This window comes from Pseudomonas sp. TNT2022 ID1044, assembly GCF_028656895.1.
In the GTDB taxonomy this organism is placed as follows: domain Bacteria; phylum Pseudomonadota; class Gammaproteobacteria; order Pseudomonadales; family Pseudomonadaceae; genus Aquipseudomonas; species Aquipseudomonas reinekei.
Genome location: NZ_JAMDHB010000001.1, coordinates 63,159 through 87,325, shown reverse-complemented (window position 1 = coordinate 87,325; position 24,167 = coordinate 63,159). Strand labels below are relative to the sequence as shown.

21 protein-coding genes are annotated in these 24,167 nt (G+C 60.0%); 7 read left to right on the top strand and 14 right to left on the bottom strand.

Going from position 1 to position 24,167, the window contains the following annotated elements:
- Positions 1 to 2: 2 nt before the first annotated feature.
- Positions 3 to 662, bottom strand: a complete 660-nt coding sequence (locus tag M5G20_RS00390; protein ID WP_150733248.1) for a GntR family transcriptional regulator — start codon at positions 660 to 662, stop codon at positions 3 to 5.
- Between the two features lie 264 nt (positions 663 to 926).
- Here M5G20_RS00390 and xdhA point away from each other — a divergent pair, with 264 nt between their 5' ends.
- The 4 genes from xdhA (at position 927) to guaD (ending at position 7,099) form a co-directional block, all read left to right on the top strand.
- Complete coding sequence (gene xdhA / locus M5G20_RS00385) at positions 927 to 2,381, top strand: xanthine dehydrogenase small subunit (protein WP_273917416.1); 1,455 nt, start codon at positions 927 to 929, stop codon at positions 2,379 to 2,381.
- A complete protein-coding gene (gene xdhB, locus M5G20_RS00380; protein WP_273917415.1) occupies positions 2,374 to 4,785 on the top strand; it encodes a xanthine dehydrogenase molybdopterin binding subunit in 2,412 nt (803 codons plus the stop codon). Before xdhA ends, xdhB begins: the two co-directional genes overlap by 8 nt.
- Positions 4,786 to 4,923: 138 nt before the next feature.
- A complete protein-coding gene (xdhC, locus tag M5G20_RS00375; RefSeq protein ID WP_150733245.1) occupies positions 4,924 to 5,769 on the top strand; it encodes a xanthine dehydrogenase accessory protein XdhC in 846 nt (281 codons plus the stop codon).
- 25 nt (positions 5,770 to 5,794) lie between these two features.
- A complete protein-coding gene (guaD, locus tag M5G20_RS00370) occupies positions 5,795 to 7,099 on the top strand; it encodes a guanine deaminase (protein WP_150733244.1) in 1,305 nt (434 codons plus the stop codon).
- A gap of 177 nt (positions 7,100 to 7,276) precedes the next feature.
- On the opposite strand, the gene M5G20_RS00365 is transcribed toward guaD, so the two are convergent.
- A complete protein-coding gene (locus tag M5G20_RS00365; RefSeq protein WP_150715740.1) occupies positions 7,277 to 8,041 on the bottom strand; it encodes a GntR family transcriptional regulator in 765 nt (254 codons plus the stop codon).
- A gap of 255 nt (positions 8,042 to 8,296) precedes the next feature.
- On the opposite strand from M5G20_RS00365, the gene M5G20_RS00360 reads away from it, so the two are divergent.
- Positions 8,297 to 9,487, top strand: a complete 1,191-nt coding sequence (locus tag M5G20_RS00360; RefSeq protein WP_273917414.1) for a benzoate/H(+) symporter BenE family transporter — start codon at positions 8,297 to 8,299, stop codon at positions 9,485 to 9,487.
- 48 nt (positions 9,488 to 9,535) lie between these two features.
- On the opposite strand, the gene M5G20_RS00355 is transcribed toward M5G20_RS00360, so the two are convergent.
- Positions 9,536 to 9,880: a YggL family protein gene (locus tag M5G20_RS00355; protein WP_007896965.1), complete on the bottom strand. Its 345-nt coding sequence runs from the start codon at positions 9,878 to 9,880 to the stop codon at positions 9,536 to 9,538.
- A gap of 233 nt (positions 9,881 to 10,113) precedes the next feature.
- Between M5G20_RS00355 and dacB the strand changes: the two genes are divergently transcribed.
- Positions 10,114 to 11,574 (top strand): D-alanyl-D-alanine carboxypeptidase/D-alanyl-D-alanine endopeptidase, encoded by a 1,461-nt coding sequence (gene dacB, locus M5G20_RS00350; RefSeq protein ID WP_273917413.1) that lies wholly within the window; start codon positions 10,114 to 10,116, stop codon positions 11,572 to 11,574.
- Positions 11,575 to 11,602: 28 nt separating this feature from the next.
- Here dacB and M5G20_RS00345 read toward each other — a convergent pair whose 3' ends face one another.
- On the bottom strand, positions 11,603 to 13,996 hold the full coding sequence (locus M5G20_RS00345; RefSeq protein ID WP_273917412.1) for a sensor domain-containing diguanylate cyclase: 2,394 nt from the start codon (positions 13,994 to 13,996) through the stop codon (positions 11,603 to 11,605).
- Between the two features lie 144 nt (positions 13,997 to 14,140).
- The gene (rlmKL, locus tag M5G20_RS00340) at positions 14,141 to 16,411 is read right to left on the bottom strand and encodes a bifunctional 23S rRNA (guanine(2069)-N(7))-methyltransferase RlmK/23S rRNA (guanine(2445)-N(2))-methyltransferase RlmL (protein ID WP_273917411.1); all 2,271 of its coding nucleotides are present in this window, start codon (positions 16,409 to 16,411) and stop codon (positions 14,141 to 14,143) included.
- Between the two features lie 529 nt (positions 16,412 to 16,940).
- On the opposite strand from rlmKL, the gene rmf reads away from it, so the two are divergent.
- The gene (gene rmf / locus M5G20_RS00335) at positions 16,941 to 17,156 is read left to right on the top strand and encodes a ribosome modulation factor (RefSeq protein ID WP_003223300.1); all 216 of its coding nucleotides are present in this window, start codon (positions 16,941 to 16,943) and stop codon (positions 17,154 to 17,156) included.
- Between the two features lie 192 nt (positions 17,157 to 17,348).
- Here the strand turns inward: rmf and M5G20_RS00330 are convergent, their stop codons facing one another.
- The 9 genes from M5G20_RS00330 to M5G20_RS00290 form a co-directional block, all read right to left on the bottom strand.
- On the bottom strand, positions 17,349 to 18,368 hold the full coding sequence (locus M5G20_RS00330) for a quinone-dependent dihydroorotate dehydrogenase (RefSeq protein WP_273917410.1): 1,020 nt from the start codon (positions 18,366 to 18,368) through the stop codon (positions 17,349 to 17,351).
- 84 nt (positions 18,369 to 18,452) lie between these two features.
- Complete coding sequence (locus tag M5G20_RS00325) at positions 18,453 to 19,841, bottom strand: hypothetical protein (RefSeq protein WP_273917409.1); 1,389 nt, start codon at positions 19,839 to 19,841, stop codon at positions 18,453 to 18,455.
- Positions 19,842 to 19,888: 47 nt separating this feature from the next.
- Positions 19,889 to 20,320, bottom strand: coding sequence for a hypothetical protein (locus tag M5G20_RS00320; protein WP_273917408.1), 432 nt, complete (start codon positions 20,318 to 20,320; stop codon positions 19,889 to 19,891).
- Positions 20,310 to 21,008 (bottom strand): oxygen-regulated invasion protein OrgB, encoded by a 699-nt coding sequence (locus M5G20_RS00315; protein ID WP_273917407.1) that lies wholly within the window; start codon positions 21,006 to 21,008, stop codon positions 20,310 to 20,312. The genes M5G20_RS00320 and M5G20_RS00315 overlap by 11 nt, the downstream gene beginning before the upstream one ends.
- Positions 20,980 to 21,546, bottom strand: coding sequence for a secretion system protein (locus tag M5G20_RS00310; protein WP_273917406.1), 567 nt, complete (start codon positions 21,544 to 21,546; stop codon positions 20,980 to 20,982). Before M5G20_RS00310 ends, M5G20_RS00315 begins: the two co-directional genes overlap by 29 nt.
- A complete protein-coding gene (locus tag M5G20_RS00305) occupies positions 21,533 to 22,255 on the bottom strand; it encodes an EscJ/YscJ/HrcJ family type III secretion inner membrane ring protein (RefSeq protein ID WP_273917405.1) in 723 nt (240 codons plus the stop codon). The genes M5G20_RS00310 and M5G20_RS00305 overlap by 14 nt, the downstream gene beginning before the upstream one ends.
- On the bottom strand, positions 22,252 to 22,560 hold the full coding sequence (gene sctI / locus M5G20_RS00300; protein WP_150733234.1) for a type III secretion system inner rod subunit SctI: 309 nt from the start codon (positions 22,558 to 22,560) through the stop codon (positions 22,252 to 22,254). Before sctI ends, M5G20_RS00305 begins: the two co-directional genes overlap by 4 nt.
- Positions 22,561 to 22,616: 56 nt before the next feature.
- On the bottom strand, positions 22,617 to 22,877 hold the full coding sequence (gene sctF / locus M5G20_RS00295; RefSeq protein ID WP_273917404.1) for a type III secretion system needle filament subunit SctF: 261 nt from the start codon (positions 22,875 to 22,877) through the stop codon (positions 22,617 to 22,619).
- Positions 22,878 to 22,886: 9 nt separating this feature from the next.
- Positions 22,887 to 24,050 (bottom strand): PrgH/EprH family type III secretion apparatus protein, encoded by a 1,164-nt coding sequence (locus M5G20_RS00290; protein WP_273917403.1) that lies wholly within the window; start codon positions 24,048 to 24,050, stop codon positions 22,887 to 22,889.
- Positions 24,051 to 24,167 lie beyond the last annotated feature (117 nt).

Here is a 24,167-nt window from a genome sequence, read left to right as displayed (position 1 = left end):
GATCAGGCGTCCGTCAGGGCGGAGATCACCAGATCGCAGCTGCGCTGGCCGTAGGCGGTCAGCACTTCGCGGATCTGTGGGAAGTCACGGGCAATCACGGCGGCGAGCAGGCGTTCGAACAGTTCAAGGTACTCACTCATCGAGGCCTTGCGCTGATCCAGGGCAAGGAAGTACGCACGGCTCATGGCCGGCTGCAGATTTTCGACGGTTTCCTGCAGGTACGGGTTGTTGGCGAACGAATAGGTGGCGCGCATCACATTAAAGCTGTCATCAACGAAGCTATGGATGTCCTGGCGCTCGAAGCTGGCCGTCAGGCGCTGCTGGATCTGCACGAACGGCGCCAGGTCGGCCTGGACTTTCCAGCCACTGGCCACGGCGTTGGCGAGCAAAATGTACATCTCGCCCATCAGCGTGCACAGGCTCCGCACCTTGTGCTCGGTGAGCTCGGTCACGTGGGCACCGCGTCGCGGCAGGATCGCAATCAGATGGCGACGCTCAAGGATCAGCAAGGCCTCCCGGACCGAGCCGCGGCTGACATTGAGTGCCAGCGTGACCTTCTGTTCCTGGATGCGCTCCCCGGGCTTCATTTCGCCGCGAATGATGCGTTCGGCGAGGTGGTGAGCGATTTGCTCGGCGAGGCTGTCCGGCGCCTTGAACGTCATGGTTGTCCTTCAAACTGTTCGATCTGCACAAGCGGCGCAGTGTAGCGCAATTGATACGTCATGGCGCACAGCCCTGGCGGGGGTTTTGGCACGATTCAAGCAAAAAGCAGGCTAGCCCGCGAGGGTCAATAATGAACAAACGAGTTGTTAGTCGACAAAATGCATTTTCCTGACCTTTAAGTCAGAAAACCATTGACCGAAAAGTCAGACCTGCTAAATTCGGTCCCATCGGTTAACAACAATAATGAGTCTGCGAGGCCTTCCGTGATCCAGTTTTTACTAAACCAGGAACTCCGTAGCGAGCACGCCCTGGACCCGAACCTGACCGTGCTCAACTATTTGCGCGACCATGTGGGCAAACCCGGCACCAAAGAAGGCTGCGCCAGCGGTGACTGCGGCGCGTGCACCGTGGTGGTCGGCGAATTGCAGACCGATGATGACGGCCGCGAACACATTCGCTATCGCAGCCTCAATTCGTGCCTGACGTTCGTGTCGTCCCTGCACGGCAAACAACTGATCAGCGTCGAAGACCTCAAGCACAAAGGCGAACTGCACAGCGTGCAGAAGGCCATGGTCGATTGCCATGGTTCGCAATGCGGCTTTTGCACCCCCGGTTTCGTGATGTCGCTGTTCGCCCTGCAAAAGAACAGCGACCAGCCCGATTCCCATAAAGCCCACGAAGCGCTCGCCGGCAACCTCTGCCGTTGCACTGGCTATCGGCCGATTCTGGAAGCAGCCCAGCAATCCTGCTGCGGCAAGCAACCGGACCAGTTCGACGCTCGTGAGGCCGAGACCATGGCCCGTCTGAAAGCCATCGCACCCACCGACATCGGCGAACTCAACAGCGGTGACAAACGCTGTCTGGTGCCGCTGACCGTGGCCGACCTGGCCGACCTCTATGATGCTTATCCACAGGCCCGCCTGCTGGCCGGCGGTACGGACCTGGCGCTGGAAGTCACGCAGTTCCACCGCACCCTCCCGGTGATGATCTATGTCGGCAACGTCGCCGAGATGAAGCGCATCGACCGCTTCGACGACCGCCTGGAAATCGGCGCCGCCACCGCCCTCTCCGACTGCTACGAAGCCTTGAAGGCCGAATACCCGGATTTCGGCGAACTGCTGCAGCGCTTCGCCTCCTTGCAGATTCGCAACCAGGGCACCCTCGGCGGCAACATCGGCAACGCCTCGCCGATCGGTGACTCGCCGCCCCTGCTGATTGCCCTCGGCGCGCAAATCGTCCTGTGCAAGGGTGAAACCCGCCGCACCCTGGCGCTGGAGGATTACTTCATCGATTACCGCGTGACTGCGCGCCAGGAAAGCGAGTTCATCGAGAAAATCATCGTGCCCCGCGCCAGCGTCGAAAAACTGTTCCGCGCCTACAAAGTCTCCAAGCGCCTGGACGACGACATCTCTGCGGTGTGCGCCGCCTTCAACATTCGCCTGGAAAACGGCGTCGTCGCTGAAGCCCGCGTCGCCTTCGGCGGCATGGCGGCCATTCCGAAACGTGCTGCAACCTGTGAAGCGGCATTGCTCGGCTCGCCCTTCAATAACGCCACCGTCGAACGTGCCTGCGCCGCCCTGGCCGAAGATTTCACGCCGCTCTCGGACTTCCGCGCCAGCAAGGAATATCGCCTGCTCAGCGCGCAGAACCTGCTGCGCAAATACTTCATCGAACTGCAAACACCGCACATCGAGACTCGGGTGACCGCTTATGTCTAATCATCACGCCGTAGAGAAGACCCAGGCCGAACTGGCTGAACTGTTCGCCCAAGACCTGACCACCGGTGTCGGCCGTAGCGTCAAGCACGACAGCGGCGCCAAACATGTGTCCGGTGAAGCGCAGTACATCGACGATCGCCTGGAGTTTCCAAATCAGCTGCACGTGTATGCACGCCTGTCGGACCGCGCCCACGCGAAAATCATCAGCATCGACACCAAGCCTTGCTACGCCTTTGAAGGCGTGCGCATCGCCATCACCCACGAAGACGTGCCGGGCCTGAAAGACATCGGCCCATTGCTGCCGGGTGATCCGTTGCTGGCCATCGACACCGTGGAATTCGTCGGTCAACCGGTGATCGCCGTCGCCGCGAAAGACCTGGACACCGCACGCAAGGCAGCGATGGCTGCGATCATCGAATACGAAGACCTCGAGCCCGTACTCGACGTGGTCGAAGCCCTGCGCAAACGCCACTTCGTGCTCGACAGTCATACCCATCAGCGCGGCGACTCAGCCACCGCGCTGGCCACCGCTGAGCACCGCATCCAGGGCACGCTGCACATCGGCGGCCAGGAGCATTTCTATCTGGAAACCCAGATTTCGTCAGTGATGCCGACCGAAGACGGCGGCATGATCGTCTACTGCTCCACGCAAAACCCCACCGAAGTGCAGAAGCTGGTGGCGGAAGTGCTGGACGTGTCGATGAACAAGATCGTCGTCGACATGCGCCGCATGGGCGGTGGTTTCGGCGGCAAGGAAACGCAAGCCGCGAGCCCGGCGTGTCTATGCGCGGTGATCGCGCACCTGACCGGCCAGCCGACCAAAATGCGCCTGCCCCGCGTCGAAGACATGCTGATGACCGGCAAGCGTCACCCGTTCTACGTCGAGTACGACGTCGGCTTCGACAGCACCGGTCGCCTGCACGGTATCGCCCTGGAACTGGCCGGCAACTGCGGTTGCTCGCCGGACCTGTCAGCGTCGATTGTCGACCGGGCGATGTTCCACTCGGACAACTCGTACTACCTGGGCGATGCGACCATCAACGGTCACCGCTGCAAGACCAACACCGCGTCGAACACCGCTTACCGTGGCTTCGGCGGCCCGCAAGGCATGGTCGCCATCGAAGAGGTGATGGATGCCATCGCCCGCCATCTGGCCCTCGATCCGCTGGCGGTGCGCAAGGCCAACTACTACGGCAAGACCGAGCGCAACGTCACCCATTACTACCAGACCGTCGAGCACAACATGCTCGAGGAAATGACCGCAGAACTGGAAGAAAGCAGCCAGTACTACGAGCGTCGCGAAGCGATCCGTCGCTACAACGCCAACAGCCCGATCCTGAAAAAAGGCCTGGCCCTGACCCCGGTGAAATTCGGTATTTCCTTCACCGCCAGTTTCCTCAACCAGGCCGGTGCCCTGGTGCACGTCTACACCGATGGCAGCATCCACCTGAACCACGGCGGCACCGAAATGGGTCAGGGCCTGAACACCAAAGTCGCGCAGGTCGTGGCTGAAGTGTTCCAGGTGGAAATGGACCGCGTGCAGATCACCGCCACCAACACCGACAAAGTACCGAACACCTCGCCGACCGCGGCCTCCAGCGGTGCCGACCTGAACGGAAAAGCCGCGCAGAACGCCGCTGAAACCATCAAGCAACGCCTGGTGGAATTCGCCGCTCGCCAGTACAAAGTCAGCGAAGAAGATGTGGAGTTCCACAACGGCCACGTACGGGTTCGCGATCACATCCTGACCTTCGAAGCACTGATCCAGCAGGCGTATTTCAATCAGGTGTCGCTGTCGAGCACCGGTTTCTACAAGACCCCGAAGATCTACTACGACCGCAGCCAGGCCCGGGGCCGTCCTTTCTACTACTTCGCCTTCGGTGCGGCGTGCTGCGAAGTGCTGGTCGACACCCTGACCGGCGAATACAAAATGCTGCGCACCGACATCCTCCACGATGTCGGCGCCTCACTGAACCCGGCCATCGATATCGGTCAGGTCGAGGGCGGTTTCATCCAGGGCATGGGTTGGCTGACCATGGAAGAACTGGTGTGGAACAACAAAGGCAAGCTGATGACCAACGGCCCGGCCAGCTACAAGATCCCGGCCGTGGCGGACATGCCGCTGGACATGCCGCTGGACCTGCGGGTGAAACTGGTGGAAAACCGCAAGAACCCGGAAGACACGGTGTTCCATTCCAAGGCCGTGGGCGAGCCGCCATTCATGCTCGGCATCGCCGCGTGGTGCGCGATCAAGGATGCCGTGGCGAGTCTGGGCGACTACAAGCATCAACCGAAGATCGACGCCCCGGCGACCCCGGAGCGGGTGTTGTGGGGGTGCGAGCAGATGCGCCAGCTGAAGGTGGCGAAGGCTGTCGAGGCTGAAACCGAGTTGGCTCCGCTCTAGACCGAGGCGCGGCCATCGCTGGCAAGCCAGCCACAGTGTTTTGTGGTGTCCACAGAATCTGGATTCAACTCAAATCCTGTGGGAGCTGGCTTGCCCGCGATGAGGCCCGAACTGACAACAGAGATGTTGAGGTGAAACATGTACAACTGGATCGACGCCCTCGCCGACCTGCAAAACCAGGGTGAGCCCTGCGTGTTGGTGACCATCATCGAGGAGCTCGGCTCGACGCCGCGTAATGCCGGTTCGAAAATGGTCATCAGCGCTCGCCAGGCCTTCGACACCATCGGTGGCGGACACCTGGAATACAAGGCCATGCAGATCGCCCGCGACATGCTCGCCAGCGGTAAACAGGACACCCATCTGGAACGCTTCAGCCTCGGCGCCAGCCTCGGCCAGTGCTGCGGCGGCGCGACCGTCTTACTGTTCGAACCGATGGGCCAGGTGCAAGCGCAAATCGCCGTGTTCGGCGCCGGTCACGTTGGCCGCGCACTGGTGCCGTTGCTCGCCAGCCTGCCCTGCCGTATTCGCTGGATCGACTCGCGCGATGACGAATTCCCTGAACAGATCCCCCACGGCGTGCGCAAGATTGTTTCCGAAGAACCGGTGGATGAAATCGACGACCTGCCCGCCGGCAGCTACTGCATCGTCATGACCCACAACCACCAGCTCGACCTCGAACTCACTGCCGCAATCCTCAAGCGTAACGACTTCGCCTACTTCGGCCTGATCGGTTCGAAGACCAAACGGGTGAAGTTCGAACATCGCCTGCGCGATCGCGGTTTCGACAGCAGCGTCGTGCAACGCATGCGCTGCCCGATGGGCATCGGCGAAGTCAAAGGCAAGTTGCCTGTGGAAATCGCCATCTCCATCGCTGGCGAGATCATCGCCACTTACAACGCGAATTTCGGCCAGCAGACTGCCAGCGCCGGATCATCGATTGCCAAACTGCTGCCTGCTTCACGCCGCAGCCAAGCCTCCAATTGATAAGCCTTAGAACCCGGGAACCCACATGCCTCTGACTCGCAAAGCCTACCGCGCCGCCATTCTGCACAGCATCGCCGACCCTGCCGAAGTCGGCATCGAAGCCTCTTACGAGTATTTCGAGGACGGCCTGCTGGTGGTGGATAACGGCAAAATCAGCGCACTGGGCCACGCCAGCGATTTGCTGCCGACGCTGCCGGCAGACATTGAAATCACCCACTATCAAGACGCACTGATCACCCCCGGCTTTATCGACACCCACATTCACCTGCCGCAAACCGGCATGGTCGGCGCCTACGGCGAGCAACTGCTGGACTGGCTCAACACTTACACCTTCCCGTGCGAAAGCCAGTTCGCCGACAAGGCCCATGCCGACGAAGTCGCGGACATTTTCATCAAGGAACTGCTGCGCAACGGCACCACCACCGCACTGGTGTTCGGCAGCGTGCATCCGCAATCGGTGAATTCGTTCTTCGAAGCCGCCGAGCAGCTCGACCTGCGGATGATCGCCGGCAAGGTGATGATGGACCGCAACGCCCCGGACTACCTGACCGACACCGCTGAATCCAGCTACGTCGAAAGCAAGGCGCTGATTGAGCGCTGGCATGGCAAGGGTCGCCTGCACTACGCGGTGACGCCACGTTTCGCCCCGACCAGCACCCCGGAACAATTGACCCTCGCCGGCCAGTTGCTCAGCGAATACCCGGGTCTGTACATGCAGACCCACATCAGCGAAAACCTGAAAGAAGTCGAGTGGGTCAAGGAGCTGTTCCCCGAGCGCAAGGGTTACCTGGACGTCTACGATCACTATCAGTTGCTCGGTGAACGCTCGGTGTTCGCCCACGGCGTGCACCTGTGCGACGACGAGTGCGCGCGCCTGGCGGAAACCGGATCGGCCATCGCCTTCTGCCCGACCTCGAACTTCTTCCTTGGTAGCGGCCTGTTCAACTTGCCAATGGCCGAGAAGCACAAACTCAATGTCGGCCTTGGCACCGACGTCGGCGGCGGCACCAGCTTCTCGCTGCTGCAAACGCTCAACGAAGCCTACAAGGTCATGCAGCTGCAAGGTGCGCGCCTGAGCCCCTTCAAGTCGCTGTACCTGGCGACCCTGGGCGGCGCCCGTGCGTTGCGTCTGGAAGACAAGATCGGCAACCTGCAACCGGGCACCGACGCCGACTTCCTGGTACTGGACTACAACGCCACACCGTTGCTGGGTTATCGCCTGAAGCAGGCCAATAACATTGCCGAGACGTTGTTTGTGCTGATGACGCTGGGGGATGACCGGACGGTTCAGCAGACCTATGCGGCGGGGAATCTGGTGCATCAGCGCTGAGTTTTCTTCGGGCATAAAAAATCCCCCGCCGCTTTTCAGCCCGGGGGATTTTTATTGCCTGTCAGTCCGCCATCGCTGGCAAGCCAGCTCCCACAGGGCCGAGGTGAATTACAAGTTTGTAAACACCGAAGATCATTGTGGGAGCTGGCTTGCCAGCGATAGAGGCGACGCGGTCCGTCAGATTTTCGCCGGCGACCGCCCTGGCTTCTTGGTCTGCAACAAATGCGAGAACACCGCATGCAGATCATCCGAAGCACTTTCCTCATCGAGGTTGAGCTTGCTGTCGATGTGATCCATGTGATGCATCATCAGGTTCACCGCCAGTTCGCCGTCGCGCTTTTCGATGGCGTCGATCAACTGGGTGTGCTCGTCGTAGGAGCAGTGGGAACGGTTGCCGCTTTCATACTGGGCAATGATCAGCGAAGTCTGGGACACCAGGCTGCGCTGGAAGCTGATCAACGGCGCATTTTTCGCCGCTTCGGCCAGTTTCAGATGGAATTCGCCCGACAGACGGATACCGGCACCGCGATCACCACGGGAAAAGCTGTCGCGTTCGTCGTTAACCATCTGGCGCAACTCGGCGATCTGCTCGGCGGTGGCGTGCTGGACGGCCAGTTCGGTGATCGCGCGCTCCACCAGACGGCGGGCCATGAACACCTGACGGGCCTCCTCGACGCTCGGGCTGGCGACCACGGCGCCACGATTCGGACGCAGCAGCACCACGCCTTCATGGGCCAGGCGCGACAAGGCGCGGCGAATGATGGTGCGGCTGACCCCGAAAATTTCCCCCAGCGCTTCTTCGCTCAACTTGGTGCCGGGCGCCAGACGCTGTTCGAGGATGGCCTCGAAGATATGCGCGTAGACAATATCGTCCTGGGTACCGCTACGGCCGGCTTTGCCTGCTCGCGGTTGTTTCTTTAGGGGCTGCAACTGTTCGTTCATGGGCACTCGAGTCGGGAGAACTGCGGCGAATTGACCGTGACTGTAATACGGCACAGTGGGTCGCTGGCAAGTATCGCGTAAAAAACATGGCGATTGTACACAATGCTTAGTGGCAACACGACTGTACGGCTGTTTGTCACTTCCGCTGTATTGCAACGTTCCATTACGTTTGAGTTTAGGCTTGATCGCAGAATCCGCTGCCAGGCACGACCTCCTAAAGGGGATGTCTTCATCAGTATAAGGAACACCGCCGTCATGAACGACGCCACGCACACGCAATTACGCCCCCTGGCCGACACGTCACCGTCGGCGATCGTCGCCGGGTTCATCGCGATGATGACCGGTTACACCAGTTCGCTGGTGCTGATGTTCCAGGCCGGACAAGCGGCCGGCCTGAGCAGCGGGCAGATTTCGTCGTGGATCTGGGCGATTTCCATTGGCATGGCGGTGTGCTCCATTGGCCTGTCCTTGCGCTATCGCACGCCGATCACCATTGCCTGGTCGACCCCGGGCGCCGCGCTGCTGATCACCAGCCTCGGCGGTGTGTCCTACGGCGAAGCCATCGGTGCCTACATTACCTGTGCCGTGCTGGTGACGATTTGCGGCCTGACCGGCAGTTTCGAGCGCCTGGTGAAAAAGATCCCGGCTTCGTTGGCGGCCGCTTTGCTGGCGGGCATTCTGTTCAAGATCGGCAGCGAAATCTTCGTCGCCGCCCAGCATCGCACGGCGCTGGTCCTGGGCATGTTCGTCACTTATTTGCTGGTCAAACGCCTGTCGCCTCGCTACGCGGTGCTGGCGGCGCTGTTGATCGGCACGGCGCTGTCCGGATTCATGGGGTTGCTGGATTTCAGTGGTTTCCATCTGGAAGTGGCCACGCCGGTCTGGACCACCCCGCACTTCTCCCTTGCCGCGACAATCAGCATCGGCATTCCGCTGTTCGTGGTGGCGATGACCTCGCAAAACATGCCCGGCATCGCCGTATTGCGCGCCGATGGCTATAACGTGCCGGCCTCACCGCTGATCACCACGACAGGCATCGCTTCGTTGCTGCTGGCGCCATTCGGCTCCCATGGCATCAACCTCGCAGCGATCAGTGCCGCCATTTGCACCGGGCCGCATGCCCACGAAGATCGCAACAAACGCTACACGGCCGCCGTCTGGTGCGGGATTTTCTACGGGATTGCCGGGGTATTCGGCGCGACGCTGGCGGCATTGTTTGCGGCATTGCCCAAGGAACTGGTGCTTTCGATTGCCGCGCTGGCGCTGTTTGGCTCGATCATCAACGGCCTGAGCATTGCCATGAGCGAAGTGAAGGAACGTGAGGCGGCGCTGATCACCTTCATGGTCACGGCGTCGGGGCTGACGCTGTTTTCCATTGGTTCGGCGTTCTGGGGGATTGTGGCGGGGGTTGTGACAATGGTGATTTTGAATTGGCGCAAGGCCTGACAGGCATAAAAAAACGGCGACCCTTGGGTCGCCGTTCTTCTCAAGACATCAAGCTACCGGATTGATCGGCTTTTCCGGGTACCAGACATCGATCAGCGGGCTGACAGTCGCTTCGGTCAGTTCGCTGCGGCCTTTGAGCCAGGCTTCAACCGCTGCACGCTGCTCTTCGGAAACCGAGCCACGCTTCTGCAGGCAAACCAGACCGAAGTCGTCGCCGCCCACATAACCCAGACCGTTGGCTTCCATGGCTTCTTTAAGGAACGCATCGAGGAAAGCATCAATGGCTTCATCAGCCAAATCTTCTTTGAAATCCAGGTTCAGTTCGAAACCCAGCTCTTGAAATTCATCGACGCACAGTTTTTTGCGCAGACGCTGGGAACGGTTAGTCGCCATTGGAACAATCCTCTTAAGTAATAACGGGCGGCACTTTAGCAGTTTAAGCGGCCGATTGCCCGACTCTCTGGGGCGCGAAGGCTACCGCCGGTAAAAAATAGCCGATTAAAGGCCCAAGGCACGGCACAAGCCGTGACACCTTGGGGCATAATGCCGACACTTTCATGACCACTGAGGGAATTTATCTTCATGCCCTCGTTTTTTTTCCCCTCGGCTGCAGGGTTCTATTTCACATGATCAAATCGTTGCGTCCATTGTTGCTGGCCGGCCTGCTGTTCCCCCTGGCCATTCCCGTTTCCGCTGCCCCGATCAACACCTCTTTATCACCCAACGTTGAAAAAGCCCTCAAGGCCAGCAAGCTGCAGGACAACGCCCTGTCGCTGGTGATGCTTCCGCTCAACGGCCCGGGCACCCCGACCATTTTCAACGCCGACGTATCGGTCAACCCGGCGTCGACCATGAAGCTGGTGACCACCTACGCGGCCCTGGAAATGCTTGGCCCGAACCACCAGTGGAAAACCGAGTTCTACACCGACGGCACGCTCAGCGGCGGCATTCTCAACGGCAACCTGTACCTCAAGGGTGGCGGTGATCCGAAGCTGAACATGGAAAAACTCTGGCTGTTGATGCGCGACCTGCGCGCCAATGGCGTGACCCAGGTCACCGGCGATCTGGTGCTGGACAAGAACTTCTTCGTGCAGCCGCAACTGCCCGAGTTCAATGACGACGGCAACGACAAAAACAAACCGTTCCTGGTCAAACCCGATGCACTGTTGGTCAACCTCAAGGCCCTGCGCTTCGTTGCACGTAACGATTCGGGCAAGGTGCTGGTCTCGGTGGAGCCGCCGATTGCCAGCATCCGCATCGACAATCAGGTCAAGGCCATCAACGCCAAACAATGCACCGGCGGCGTACGCTACAACCCGGTGCCCCAAGCCGATGGCAGCGTGACGGTGACCGTTGGCGGCCAGTTGGGCGAAGGCTGCAGTTCGCAGACCTACCTGTCGCTACTCGATCACGCGACGTACACGGCCGGTGCCGTGCGTGCGATCTGGAAAGAACTGGGCGGCAGCATCCAGGGCAAGGATGTGCTGGCGCCAACGCCGAAAGGTGCCAAGGTGCTGGCGCGGTCATTCTCGCCGGATCTGGCGGAAATCATTCGCGACATCAACAAGTACAGTAACAACACCATGGCCCAGCAGCTGTTCCTGAGCCTGGGGCAGAAATTCCGTACCGATGCCGACGGTGACGACGCCAAGGCGGCACAACGCGTCGTACGCCAGTGGCTGGCGAAGAAAGGCATTACCGCGCCGCACCTGGTGATGGAGAACGGCTCCGGCCTGTCCCGCTCCGAACGCGTCAGCGCCCGGGAAATGGCGTCGATGCTGCAGGCCGCGTGGCGCAGCCCTTACGCCGCCGAGTACATCAGTTCGATGCCGATTGCCGGCACCGACGGCACCATGCGCAAACGCCTGAAGACCACCGCGATGCGCGGCGAAGCCCACGTCAAGACCGGCACCCTGAACACCGTGCGCGCCATCGCCGGTTTCAGCCGTGACGTCAATGGCAACACCTGGGCGGTCGTGGCGATCCTCAACGACAAGGCGCCGTTCGGTGCATCGTCGGTGCTCGATCAAGTGCTGCTGGACCTGTACCGCCAGCCAAAACTGCCGCAGACAGCTTCGGTTTTGTAAGCACCACAAAACCAATGCAGGAGCCGGGTCAGTTCGTCTCGCCCTGGACCCGGTCCCTGCCCGCCTGTTTCGCCGCATACACTCCTGAGTCCGCCCGCAGCAGCAGCGCATCCGCACCTTCACCGATTCGCCAGCTGGCGATCCCGAAACTCGCAGTGACGATCCCGACCTCGTCGATCGGCGAACTGCGCAAGCCTTGCCACAGTTCCAGTGCCAACACGTAGGCGTGTTCACCGCTGATGTCGGGGCACAGCACCATGAACTCTTCGCCACCCAATCGGCAAAACACGTCCGTGCGGCGCAACCGGTGGCCAATGCGCTCGCAGACGATCTGCAAAACCCGATCACCGACGGCATGGCCATGCTGGTCATTGATGCGTTTGAAATGATCGATGTCGAGCATGATCACCGACAGCTCGCCGCCACCGCGCTCGACCCGGGCCATTTCCGTGGTCAGGCGCTCCTGGAAATAGCGCCGGTTGTGAATGCCGGTCAGGGAATCGGTGACCGACAGCGCGCGCAGTTCTTCTTCCACCCGCTTCATGTCGGAAATGTCCGAGATGTAGCCATGCCAGAGTACGCCGCCACCTGGCAGTTCTTCCGGCGTCGCCTCGCCGCGTACCCAGCGCAGACCGCGCTGCGGCAGTTGCACGCGATACTCTTCGCGCCAGGGGCTGATGGTATCGGCCGAGTCGCGAATGGAGGCGCGCACACGGGTGATGTCCTGGGGATGAATCCGCGTGAAGATCGCCTCGGCATTGAGCAGCAATACGTCCGGCTCGAGTTCGTAGATTTCGCGAATACCGTCACTGGCGTAGATCACGCTGAAGCGGCCGTCGAACTCCATCTTGAACTGATAGATTCCGCCTGGGACATGGGCGCTGAGTTTCTTCAACAACACGTCCCGAGCGGCCAGGGCCTCGTGGACCCGTTTGCGTTCGGTAATATCGATGCACACCGCCAGATGCCCGACCCACAGGCCTTGCTCATCAAGCACCGGGGTCGCCAGCATGTTGACGATCAAATGGCTGCCGTCGCCCCGCACCAGCGTCCATTCACGCGCCTCGTGCTTGCCGCCCTCGCTGCCCTCGACCAGCATTGCATGACAGGTTGGCACCGGTTTGCCGAAGCGCGCGCTCAGTTCTGCCGAGCGTGCCGACAGCTCCCGGGGCAGGTGCAGGTTTTCCAGGGTCATTTGCCCCACCACCTCGGTAGCGGTGTAGCCGAGCATCTGCTCGGCACCGGCATTGAAGGTGCTGATCACGCCGCGCAAATCCGTGGCAATGATCGCCACCTGGGTTGCAGCGTTCAGCACACCGCGTAACTGGCCATGGGTGCCGCGCAGTTCCTGTTCGCGGGCGCGCAGCTCTTCGGTCCGTTGTTCAACCATTTTCAGTGCCCGCTGCCGCTGGCTGACCAGCACGTAAAGCAAGGCACTGAGCAACAAGCTGAGCAAACCACCGAGCACCACCAGGGTGGTCACCGATGAATGGTTGGCCTTGAGAAACGCCTCACTGGGCTGGATGTCGACCTGGTAATTATGGTCGGCCAGACGCAACAGCCGGGTCGCCGACAACTCGCTGACGGCCGGAGTGTTTGGCGACTCATACAGCACTTCATGCTGATTATCGATGGACAGATCGAGGATACGTACCGTCAGATAGTCACGTCCCGCCTCAGGCAAACCGTCTGCCAGCAACTGACGCATACTGATCACGGCCATGACATAACCGACCGGTTTGGCTGGCACTGGACGGTTGCGCAACACGACCGGCGCGACCAGCAGCACGCCCCGCGCATACGCCGGCTCGATACTGACCAGGTGCATGGGTTGCGAGACGGCCATCTGGTCATGCTGATCAGCTCGCTCCAGGGTGGCACGCCGCATCGGCTGGGCCAGCAAATCGTACCCGAGCGGCGCGCCGAGTTTGCTTTGTGTCTGGCTGTACACCACGACCACGTACTCGTCCCGCTCGGCAGCCAGTTGCAATTGGCCGTCGGCGTTGAGCTCGCGAAAGCTAAAACCGCTCAGGCCCTCGCCACGAACACGGCTTTCGAATGCAGTGCGTTGGTCACGGCTCACCCGTTCGGCATATGAATACGCCTGGGTCCGGTGCAATAAAGGTCGGGTGTAGCCATCGAACTCGTCTCGGGAGACCGAACCGGAGTTGGCGAAAAACCGGCGCAGGCCATCGAGGCGCTGCTCCTGATCTTCGAAACGTTCTTCGATACGGCTGTAACGCTCACTGGCCAGCAGTTGGAAACGTTGCCGCAATTGATGTTGAAACAAGTTGAGGGTCGACCACGCCAGCAAACCCGTGAGAATCCCGCCGACGAGCAAAACCAGGAGCGCGACCAGCCAGGCCGAGACATCTTCGCTGATAAAACCCAGGATCTTTGGGCGCACGGCGTGCAACGACATAAAACCCAACTCAAAACGCCAGGTGCGGGAAAGCCCTTTGGCCCTGAGTTGAGTTATAGCTATTAGCCACTAATTTGACCAGTACTGAAAGAACCCACAGAGCCTTTTAAAATCAAGGCTCTGTGGATCCAACCAACCCGGGTGTCAACGGGCCGTGATTTTCCAGGCACGGTGGATCTTGGTGTTACGCGCAAAATCCGGATCGATGGTCTGGGCGGAAATCTCTTCGACCGCGTAGCGCTCGCTGAGGTTGGGTTCCAGGTCGAACTTGCGGAAGTTGTTGGAGAAGTACAGCACCCCGCCTGGGGCCAGACGCGCCATCGCCAGGTCGATCAACTGCACCTGATCACGCTGCACGTCGAAAATGCCTTCCATGCGCTTGGAATTGGAGAACGTCGGCGGATCGATGAAGATCAGGTCGTACTCGTCACGGCTGGCGTCCAGCCAGGCCATCACATCGCCCTGCTCCAGACGGTTCTTGTCGGAGAAACCGTTCAGCGACAGGTTGCGACGCGCCCAGTCGAGGTAGGTTTTCGACAGGTCGACGCTGGTGGTGCTGCGTGCGCCGCCCTTGGCCGCGTGCACGCTGGCAGTGGCGGTGTAGCAGAACAGATTAAGGAAGCGCTTGCCGGCCGCCTCTTTCTGAATGCGCATGCGCATCGGACGGTGGTCGAGGAACAGACCGGTATCCAGGTAATCCGTAAGGTTGACCAGCAGCTTCACGCCACCTTCGTTGACCTCGACGAACTTGCCCTGTGCCGCCTGGCGCTCGTACTGCCTGGTGCCGCTCTGACGTTCGCGACGCTTGACCACCACGCGGCTCTTGTCGATGTTCAACGCTTGCGGAATGGCGGCCAGGGCATCGAACATCCGCGCCGAGGCTTTTTCCGGATCGATGGATTTCGGCGCGGCGTATTCCTGGACGTGGACCCAATCGTGATACAGGTCGATGGCCATGGAATATTCCGGCATGTCGGCATCGTAGACACGGTAGCAGTCGATGCCTTCGCGCTTGACCCACTTGCCCATTGCCTTGAGGTTCTTTTGCAGGCGGTTGGCAAACATCTGCCCGCCTTCGCTCAGGCGCGGCTGCTCGATCACCGGCACCGGGGCCGGCGCGGGTTTGATCGGGTTGCCGTTTTTGTTGTACTGGCGTTCTTGCGGTTCGCTCGGCGCTTCATCATAGGCCGCTTGCTCGCGCTCGGCCTGACGTTGTTCCGGGGTGCGACGCTCGCCGGTGACGAACTGATCCGGCAGCACCTTGATCAGCAACAGCTTGCACGGCAACGCGCCGTTCCAGAACGAATACTGTTTGTGGCTGCGAATGCCCATGCGCTTGCCCAGGTCCGGCGCGCCGGTGAACACCGCCGCTTCCCAGTTCAGACAGGCCTGGCGCAGACGCTCGCCGAGGTTCTGATAAAGGTAGAGCAGGCTCGCCTCATCGCCCAGACGCTCGCCGTATGGAGGGTTGCAGATCACCAGGCCTTTCTGGTTCTGGTCGGGACGCGGCTCGAAGGTCGCGACTTCGCCTTGATAGATCTTGATCCACTCGCTGAGGCCGGCACGCTCGACGTTGTTGCGGCCCGGTTGAATCAGGCGCGGGTCGGCTTCGTATCCGCGAATCCACAGCGGTGGCTTGGCCAGACCGGCGGCGGCGCGCTCGGACGCTTCTTCGTGGAGCTTTTTCCACAGCGCCGGTACATGACCGAGCCAGGCGGTAAAACCCCACTGTTCGCGACGCAGGTTCGGCGCGATGTCGGCAGCGATCATCGCCGCTTCCACCAGGAACGTACCGACACCGCACATCGGGTCAGCCAGTGCGCCGCCTTCAGCCGCGATACGCGGCCAGCCGGAACGGATCAGGATGGCGGCCGCGAGGTTTTCTTTCAGCGGCGCCGCGCCCTGCTGCAGACGGTAGCCGCGCTGGTGCAGGCTGTGGCCGGACAGGTCGAGGGAGAGGATCGCTTCGCCACGGTCCAGACGCAGGTGAATGCGCAGGTCCGGGTTGAGTTTGTCGATGGACGGGCGATCGCCTTGCGGGGTGCGCAGTTTGTCGACGATGGCATCCTTGACCTTCAAGGCGCCGAAGTGGGTGTTGTCGATGCCGGAGCCGTGACCACTGAATTCGACGGCCAGGGTGCCATCGTTGAGCATGTGGTCTTGCCACTCGATGTCGAGCACGCCGTGATAGAGGTCCTCGGCGTCTTTCATCGGGAAGCGCTTGAGCACCAGCAGTACCCGGTTGGCCAGACGCGACCACAGGCACAGGCGATAAGCGGTTTCCATGGTGGCCATGCCGCGCACGGCAGAGGTGTGCTCACGCGCTTCCTCAAGGCCAAGCCCGACGGCTTCCTCGATGAGCAGGCCTTCAAGGCCTTTTGGGCAAGTGAGGAAGAGTTCGAAACGATCGGACATGAGAATTCGGAGCCTTTGGCTGAGTGGCCCGACAACGCATTGCCGGACCGGTTTTCAATCAGGCGCTTTTCTCGAAGAGCGCCCGCGTGGCACGAAGGTGTGCCGTTCCACCCCTGCTGCCCGGGTTAAATGAGCTTAGATGCAAGGACAGATAAAAAAGTTGACGCAACAAAATGTCATAAGGCGACCCTTCGTCGAATAGTCCTTCCCGGCAACGGGAGGCATTCTCACCAAAGGATTAACCTGATCATCCTGTGCAGGGCCGATCATACCGGGGTTTGCCTAAAAAATACGTAGCGAAGATCCGGTTACTTATGGCCTTAGCACATGAACAGTTACGTCCTTATGACAAAACGATCATTCCCTCGATGTGACGCATTGGTTAGAACTCCATACAGGTTGGCGTCGCAATGGCGCCAACACCTTGGCTCGTCACGCCGGCAACGAGCCCCCAACGGCAGAGTTTTTCTGCCAGACCTCAATTGAGGTCGACGCGATAAATACAGTCAACAAGTGAGGGCAACACCCTATGAGAAGACTTAAGCGTGATCCGTTGGAAAGAGCATTTTTGCGCGGATATCAATATGGCGTTGGTGGCAAATCCCGTGAGCTTTGCCCATTTACTCTACCGTCGGTACGTCAAGCCTGGATTAACGGCTGGCGAGAAGGACGCGGCGACAACTGGGACGGTATGACCGGCACTGCGGGAATCCACAGACTCAACGAACTTCACGCCGTCGGCTAACACAGGGCACAACACTCCGACACGACAATCTGATTACGTAACGAATTAACCACGCACGTCCCATCCGGACGGCGGGCTACGGCCCAGGGGCTCCTTTAAAGGGGCCCTTTTTTTTATGCCTGTGAATTCACCGTAAATCCCATTGTGGCGAGGGGGCAAGCTCCCTCGCCACAAAAGCCCGACCCATAGGGATCAGCGCAGGGCAGCAATGGCGTCGACGGATTCACGGATCAGCGCCGGGCCTTTGTAGATGAAGCCTGAGTAAATCTGCACCAGGCTCGCACCGGCCGTGATTTTCTCGGCCGCGTGTTTGCCTTCGGTAATGCCACCGGCAGCAATGATCGGCAGGCGACCACCCAACTCCGCCGCCAGCACCTTCACCGTGTGGGTGCTCTTGTCGCGAACCGGTGCGCCGGACAGACCGCCCGCCTCGTCACCATGCTCCATGCCTTCGACGCCCACGCGGCTCAGGGTGGTGTTGGTGGCGATGACCGCATCCATACCGGTTTCGATCAATGCCTGCGCCACCTGCGCGGTTTCTTCGTCGGTCATGTCCGGGGCGATCTTGATCGCCAGCGGTACGTGTTTACCGTGACGCAACGCCAGCTCCGCGCGGCGCGTGGCCAGGTCGGCCAGCAGTTGCTTGAGCGAGTCACCGAACTGCAGGCTGCGCAGGCCCGGCGTGTTCGGCGAGCTGACGTTGACCGTCACATAGCTGGCGTGGGCATAGACCTTGTCCAGGCAGATCAGGTAATCGTCGACCGCGCGCTCGACCGGCGTATCGAAGTTTTTGCCAATATTGATACCCAGCACGCCCTTGTACTTGGCCGCCGCCACACGGGCCAGCAGATGATCGACGCCGAGGTTGTTGAAGCCCATGCGATTGATGATCGCCTCGGCTTCCGGCAAACGGAACAGCCGTGGCTTCGGGTTGCCCGGTTGCGGACGCGGGGTGATGGTGCCGATTTCGACAAAACCGAAACCCAGTTGGGCGAACCCATCAATGGCCGCGCCGTTCTTGTCCAGACCGGCCGCCAACCCCACCGGATTCGGAAAATCCAGGCCCATGACATTCACCGGTTTTTTCGCCGGCGCCTTGCACAGCAAGCCGTTGAGTCCCAGACGCCCTCCCGCACCGATCAGGTCCAGGGACAGATCGTGGGAAGTTTCCGGGGAAAGTTTGAACAACAGCTGACGGGCCAGGGTGTACATGGGCGGGTTTGACTCGATTGACGGCGAAATGAGGCGCCGATTATAGCCGGGGTTGATGTTGACAGGCGATCACTTTGCCTTGGTTCAAGGCCCGGCAGTCTCCTGAAGCACATAGAGGTTGTCGCTACGTTTGGTGATGCCGAACACCAGAGGAAAGTAAACAATCATTGCCATCAGTGCGAGGCAGCCGTTGAGGATGTGCATTTCATAGCCTGAATCGACTTCGGAATCGCCAAGCAACGACGCTACCGCCCCCACCACCAAAACGATGGCGTGACCGGCCGAGAGACGTAGCGCTCCGATATTGAAAACCGCATCCGCCAATTGGGTTCGCGTGGGTCGCTGAACACCTGCACGCACCCGCAACACCACTTGCTGCAAAGCTTCCGGATCAGAAAAAACCGAATCCAGCCTCGGTGACGGAGATAACAGCTTCCAACTTTTGCAAAGAATCGAAACAACATCGTCAAGGGCCATGGCAAAGCCATTCATCACCCCCTGGATCGCATCCGCCCCCAGACTATAACCAAGCCCCGCCGTAACTCGCGCCGGTCCGCTCAAGGGTGCGAGCTGACCCATTTGCGCCAGTAAAAACTGTGCTGCACCGTAGACGGCAGTCGTTGCGCCCGTAGCCAAGGCGGTAGTTGGCCCTGCATTGTCCTGCAAAGGAATGAAAACATTGGCCAGTCCTCTGGCCAAGGTGTAAATCGACCCGCCCACCACCGTCGGGAGCAACGCACTGGAGGCGCCTGTCAGATGCGCCGCGATGACTGCGCCCAATGTAATACTGACCATACACGCCCGTCCCAGGCGTGACGCGGGACTTGCAGTCCCGTCGCGCTCATTTCGAATCGCGCCCATCAATGTCAGCGCCGGTCCGATCATGGTGATCGCCACCACCGCCCATTCGCGGGAGGCCACAGGCGAATCGCCCTCACGCAAAGCTTGCTCCACGTGATAACTGACTAGTTGGCGCAGCACAGTGGTCAGTGCGACGATCAATCCCGTTCGGCCGCAGATATTGAGCAAATTGAGCCCGGGCCCTTTGGCGGCTTCAAGCCATTCCATGCCAGCCTGAAGCATGGTTTGCATGCGACTTTCGCGGGTTTGGACGGCGTCTGCGGCATTTAACTCACGGACCCGATCAAACAACGCTTCATTGACCGGTTCCCTGGGTAAAGACCTATGATCAATGAATCCGGTGACACGTCCGACAGCATTTTGGTCTATCTCACCAAGCTGCCTGAAACTCTCTTCAAATTGAGGCGTCAACGCACGATTCACGTGACGCATACCCGCGGCTATATGTCGGGCTGCCCCCATGTCGCCCGTTTGAAAAAGCGGCGATGAACCCGACACTGAAAGGGTCAGCCATTCTGATGCGCGGCTCGCCGTCGATGGACCTGCCACAGAGGAGCCATCGGGTAAAGCAATGCCCCATATTGTCGATCCAGTAATAGGTTGAATCATCATGACTTTCCTTTTTCATTAATGATGCTGTTATGAGCACTGCTAGCCTGTCACCAATCACTCTTTTCCCGCGCCTCATCCCCCATCGGCTCAAACACTTCCTTCATGAACGCCTTGACGAAAACATCCATGCTGAACGCCAGGCTGTTGGCACCACGCATTTCCTTGAAGAGCAGCGAGCCTTCCAGCTTCTCTTCTTTCAGGCGAACCAGTACCTGGAGGGTGACGGCCATCAGTTTCTGAGCCGTTGGATAGGCAGCAGATGTGCCGTCGGCGCTGCGCAACGAACGGAGAAAATCGTAGATCGTCTTGTCTCCTTGTCCCTCCATGGTTAACAGCAATTGATACAGGTGCTCGAACTCCGGGTCCGGGCGCCTGCTTTCAGATACGTTCTGCCCGGCAGCAAGAACACGTGATTCAAGCGTCTGCACCCCGCTCTCCTGCACGGGCGCGCCATGATTCATCGGGTGATCAATCTTCATGGCTGACTCCATCGGCCACGCGCGCGCCAAAAGTCGAACACAGCGTTGTCAGCGCCTGAACTGCGGCCTGGTCCAACACACGAACCGAGTCCGGCAGTTTCTCGACGCTCGCCAACAACCTTGGCTCCAGACGCCTTTGGTTGGTTTCCACATCAAATTCGAGCAGTTGATCCGCGAGGCGCACCACATACCGCTCCTGTGGGTGATAGTCGAAGACCACTTCGCCGGACCACAGCCTGCACAGTCGCTTACGCAACTCATCACCCCGGGAACGGCAATGCATCGGCAGCAGCACTTGCAGCACAGCGCCCGAATCGCCCGTTTGCGTCGCCAGCCAGCGCTCGAGCATTTCGTCCAGCCACTCGGGACGACTCAACGCGTCTTCAAGTATTGCGCGCGCGGCCTGCGCAAGGTCTTTGCGTAATGTTTGCCCCAGCGCCTGCGACTCCAGCAAACCGTTCGCCAGATGCTCGACCGCACGCAAGACGCCCTCGGCATAGCCTTGCTGAAACGCCTGGGCATGCACCGCTTCGGCATCACACCGGGCCTGGTCGACACAGTCACGGGCCCACCGCTGAGCCTGGCGTTGCAACGTGCGACGTTGCCGTGCGGCGATAATATCCTCGCGAGGCAGATGCACAGCATGGGAATCGGGGAGTTCAGTCAGGGTTCGGATAGCGTCGAGCATGCTGCACCGCCAAGAAGAAAAGAGCTGGATCGGGTTCAGTGATCGGCCATTGCCTGGACAAGCTGACAACCGGTTCGGAAAATTGCAGGATCAGGCGTTCCAGCAACATCGGCGGCACCTGCTCGCGCCAGCTCCATAATGCATTGAGGCCGGCGGCTTCGACTTGCTCCAGGGGATCGGAGGAACCCTCGATCGATGCGCCTCTTCGAGTGCCCAGGCTGTAACCGGCAAACCGGCGCAGCGATAACGGCAAGCGCAGCAGCGCGGCGCCTTGCGCCAGATCCGGCATCAAGCAATAAGCGCCAATCAGCCTTGCGATGTAGGGCAGCTCTCGCCAATGATCAATCCAAAGAGTCCCCATGGCTGACAGCGGTGTCGCAGGCCACGGACCTTGCAAATCAAGCCCTTCGAGCAGCATCCGGTCGAGCAGGCTGCGGGCCTCGGCCCCATCGAATTGCGACGGCAAAGACAGGCGCTGCGGGTGTAGATAACTCAGAGGTTCGGCGAGAATTCGCTGCAAACATTCAGCGTGCGCCATCACGCTGTCCTGTGCTCGACTGGCGACAGGCCCAGGCTGCACCAATGGCCAATAGCAATCCGCTCACCGCGGCTAACAACCACACCCACTGCGTGTGCCCTTGCGTCGCGATCACGGACGGGGCGACGTGCTGTGTCGGCGAACGTTTCGACAGCACCACGGAGATGTTCTCGTACTCCACCGCGGCAAAACTGTTCTTGAGAAAACGCTTGATGTCGGTGATCAGCAATTGCGGTTCGATATCGCGTTCATGGACGGCTACCGCCGAGAGATGAATCGGCGGTGATTTGCGCCCGCCTTCGCCGGCATCGAGGTCGTAACTGACATGGACCCGCGCTGAAACCACGCCTTCGAGCACACCCAGCGACTGTTCGATCCGCTGCTCCAGTGCCGAATACAACCGGGCTTTTTCGGCACGGGGCGAGGCCACCAGCGAATCGGCAGGAAACATCTCCGCCACTTGCAAACGTGGCCGGGAAGGCAACGAATAGAGGTTGAGCAAATCGACGGCGGCGGAAAAATCCACCTGATCGATTTTCACCGCGTAGCCGGTTTTACCGGCGTCGACTTTCACCGCGGCGATGTTGTTGCGTTGCAGAACGGAAAGCACTTCATTGGCCTGCTGCTGATCCAGCCCTTCAAGCAGACTCGGCTGGCGACAGCCGATCAACGCCACGCACATGACAACCAGTAAAGCCCCAACCTTCATGACGCACGCAACAGGGTTTCAGCCGTGCCGACTGCTTTGCGAACCAGCACGTTGAGCAAGTTGATGTCGACGTTGTACTGCCCCACCTGCTCCTGCAACTGAGTCAGCACTTCAGGACTGGTGATATCCGGGCGCTGCATCAGCTGATTGATCGCCGAGACCTCCTGCTCACTGTTGACGGCAGAACCGGCGAACGCTTCGATCAAGCGGGACTCGAGGGACACGATCGGTCCTTCCTGCGGACCACGCAACTCACTGAACGACGTACGCGCAATAAAGGGCTGGGAAATGTTCTGAATGGACATGCAATGCACTCAAAAAGGCCATCGATATACGTCGATGGCCGACCGAAGAGAAGGAATCAACGCGCCGCCTGGATGATCGCCATGTCGATGTCCTTGAAGCCCTTGATCGTGTTGGTCTGGGCATTACGGAAAACCGTGTAGGACGAAAAGGCTGCCTGGTAGGCCGCCAGCTTCGTGGGGTCGGAAGCATCGCCCTTGAGTTCGTCCAAAGCCTCATCCAGCGCTATCTTGAGATTTTCTGCCCCGAGTTCGAACGCTGCGGCTTGACGCCCGAGAAAGTCATCGGAGAAATCGATCGGAATACCAATGCCAGACATGAGTCACCTTTAGTGTTGTGTTGGAAAATGCCAGGATGACGACGTCATCTTGATGTAGCCCTGCGGGCCGGTTTGAAACGACTTGTCACTCAGCGCATCGTCCTTGAGCTCGACCGTGAAGTTCACGTAACGATCACCCCACTGCCGGTAAAAGCTGTCGACATAACGGCGAGCGGCGGCCAGTTCGGAGTCCTGCAGGTTGCCCGTCACGGCGAACGAGACACTGCCCTCTTGCTCCGAGCGGTTGAACCCCAGTGAAAGACGTTGCAGCCCTTCCTGCGCCAGGTCGGCCAGCAGGTTGTCATCCTGCACTTGCAGGGTGATGTCTCGGGCATAGGGTGCGGCCGCGAGCAGTGCATCGATCAGCTTCGCTTGCCTCTGAGGTGTCATCAGATTGCGTTGGGCGCTGAGCAGCAGGCGCGGTATCGAGGGTTCCTTGAGATCAAGAGCGTGCCAGGCCAGTTGCGGGTCATGCTCGATCAGCAACTGCTCCAGTCGACGGCGCTCCTGGTCCGTCACCAACACTTTGCCGCTCAGTGCGTTGTGGCGCACCAGCACCTGCCGACTCCAACCGGCATCACGCTCGGAGGTCACGAAGACATAGATTGAATTGTCACGGCCGCTCAACACCCGGGCCTCGGCACTGGCTCCGGCAATCAACGCACGGATATCGGTTTCAGGTGCCGGTTCTGGCATCGATATGAGACTGGTTGTGGCGACCAACGCGACGAGCGCCAGCCCACCGGCGATCCATCGAGTCAATGGGTTACGCCACCACGCAGGCTGGAACGTTTCGGAGGAAACGCAGACTGGCCGTCCGAGCACTTCTGGTGCCCAAGTCTGGTCGTCAGGGCGCAAGGCGATGTGCAGGCCGCCGATCTGCACCCTGCACTGGAAGGCGCAATGGCGTATCTCTGCGCAGTCGTCGAGCAACCGAACCGGCAAGCCATCGGGCGTCGCCTGATCGGCCAGCACCTCGAAATTGCAGCCCCCTTCCTCCAGGGGAACGAAGACTGCGTCGGCAGGAACACTGGCAGTCAGCGCCCCCTGCCCCAACAGATCCACAGCCCCGACCACGAACAATGTGCTGGTGTCGCCGAGGGGAAATTCGCATCCCTGCAGCGGACCGTTGAGTATCCGTAAAACGCAGGGCTGTCGGGCGGAGTCTGTCACCGGTCAAGCTCCAGAGCTGTGAAATTGAGCAGGCATGTTAGAAGGGCTGATCGCGGGATTCCTGATCGAATTCTGCCGATTGCGCTCAACGGAGGATCAGAATCCGCGGCCAGCCTT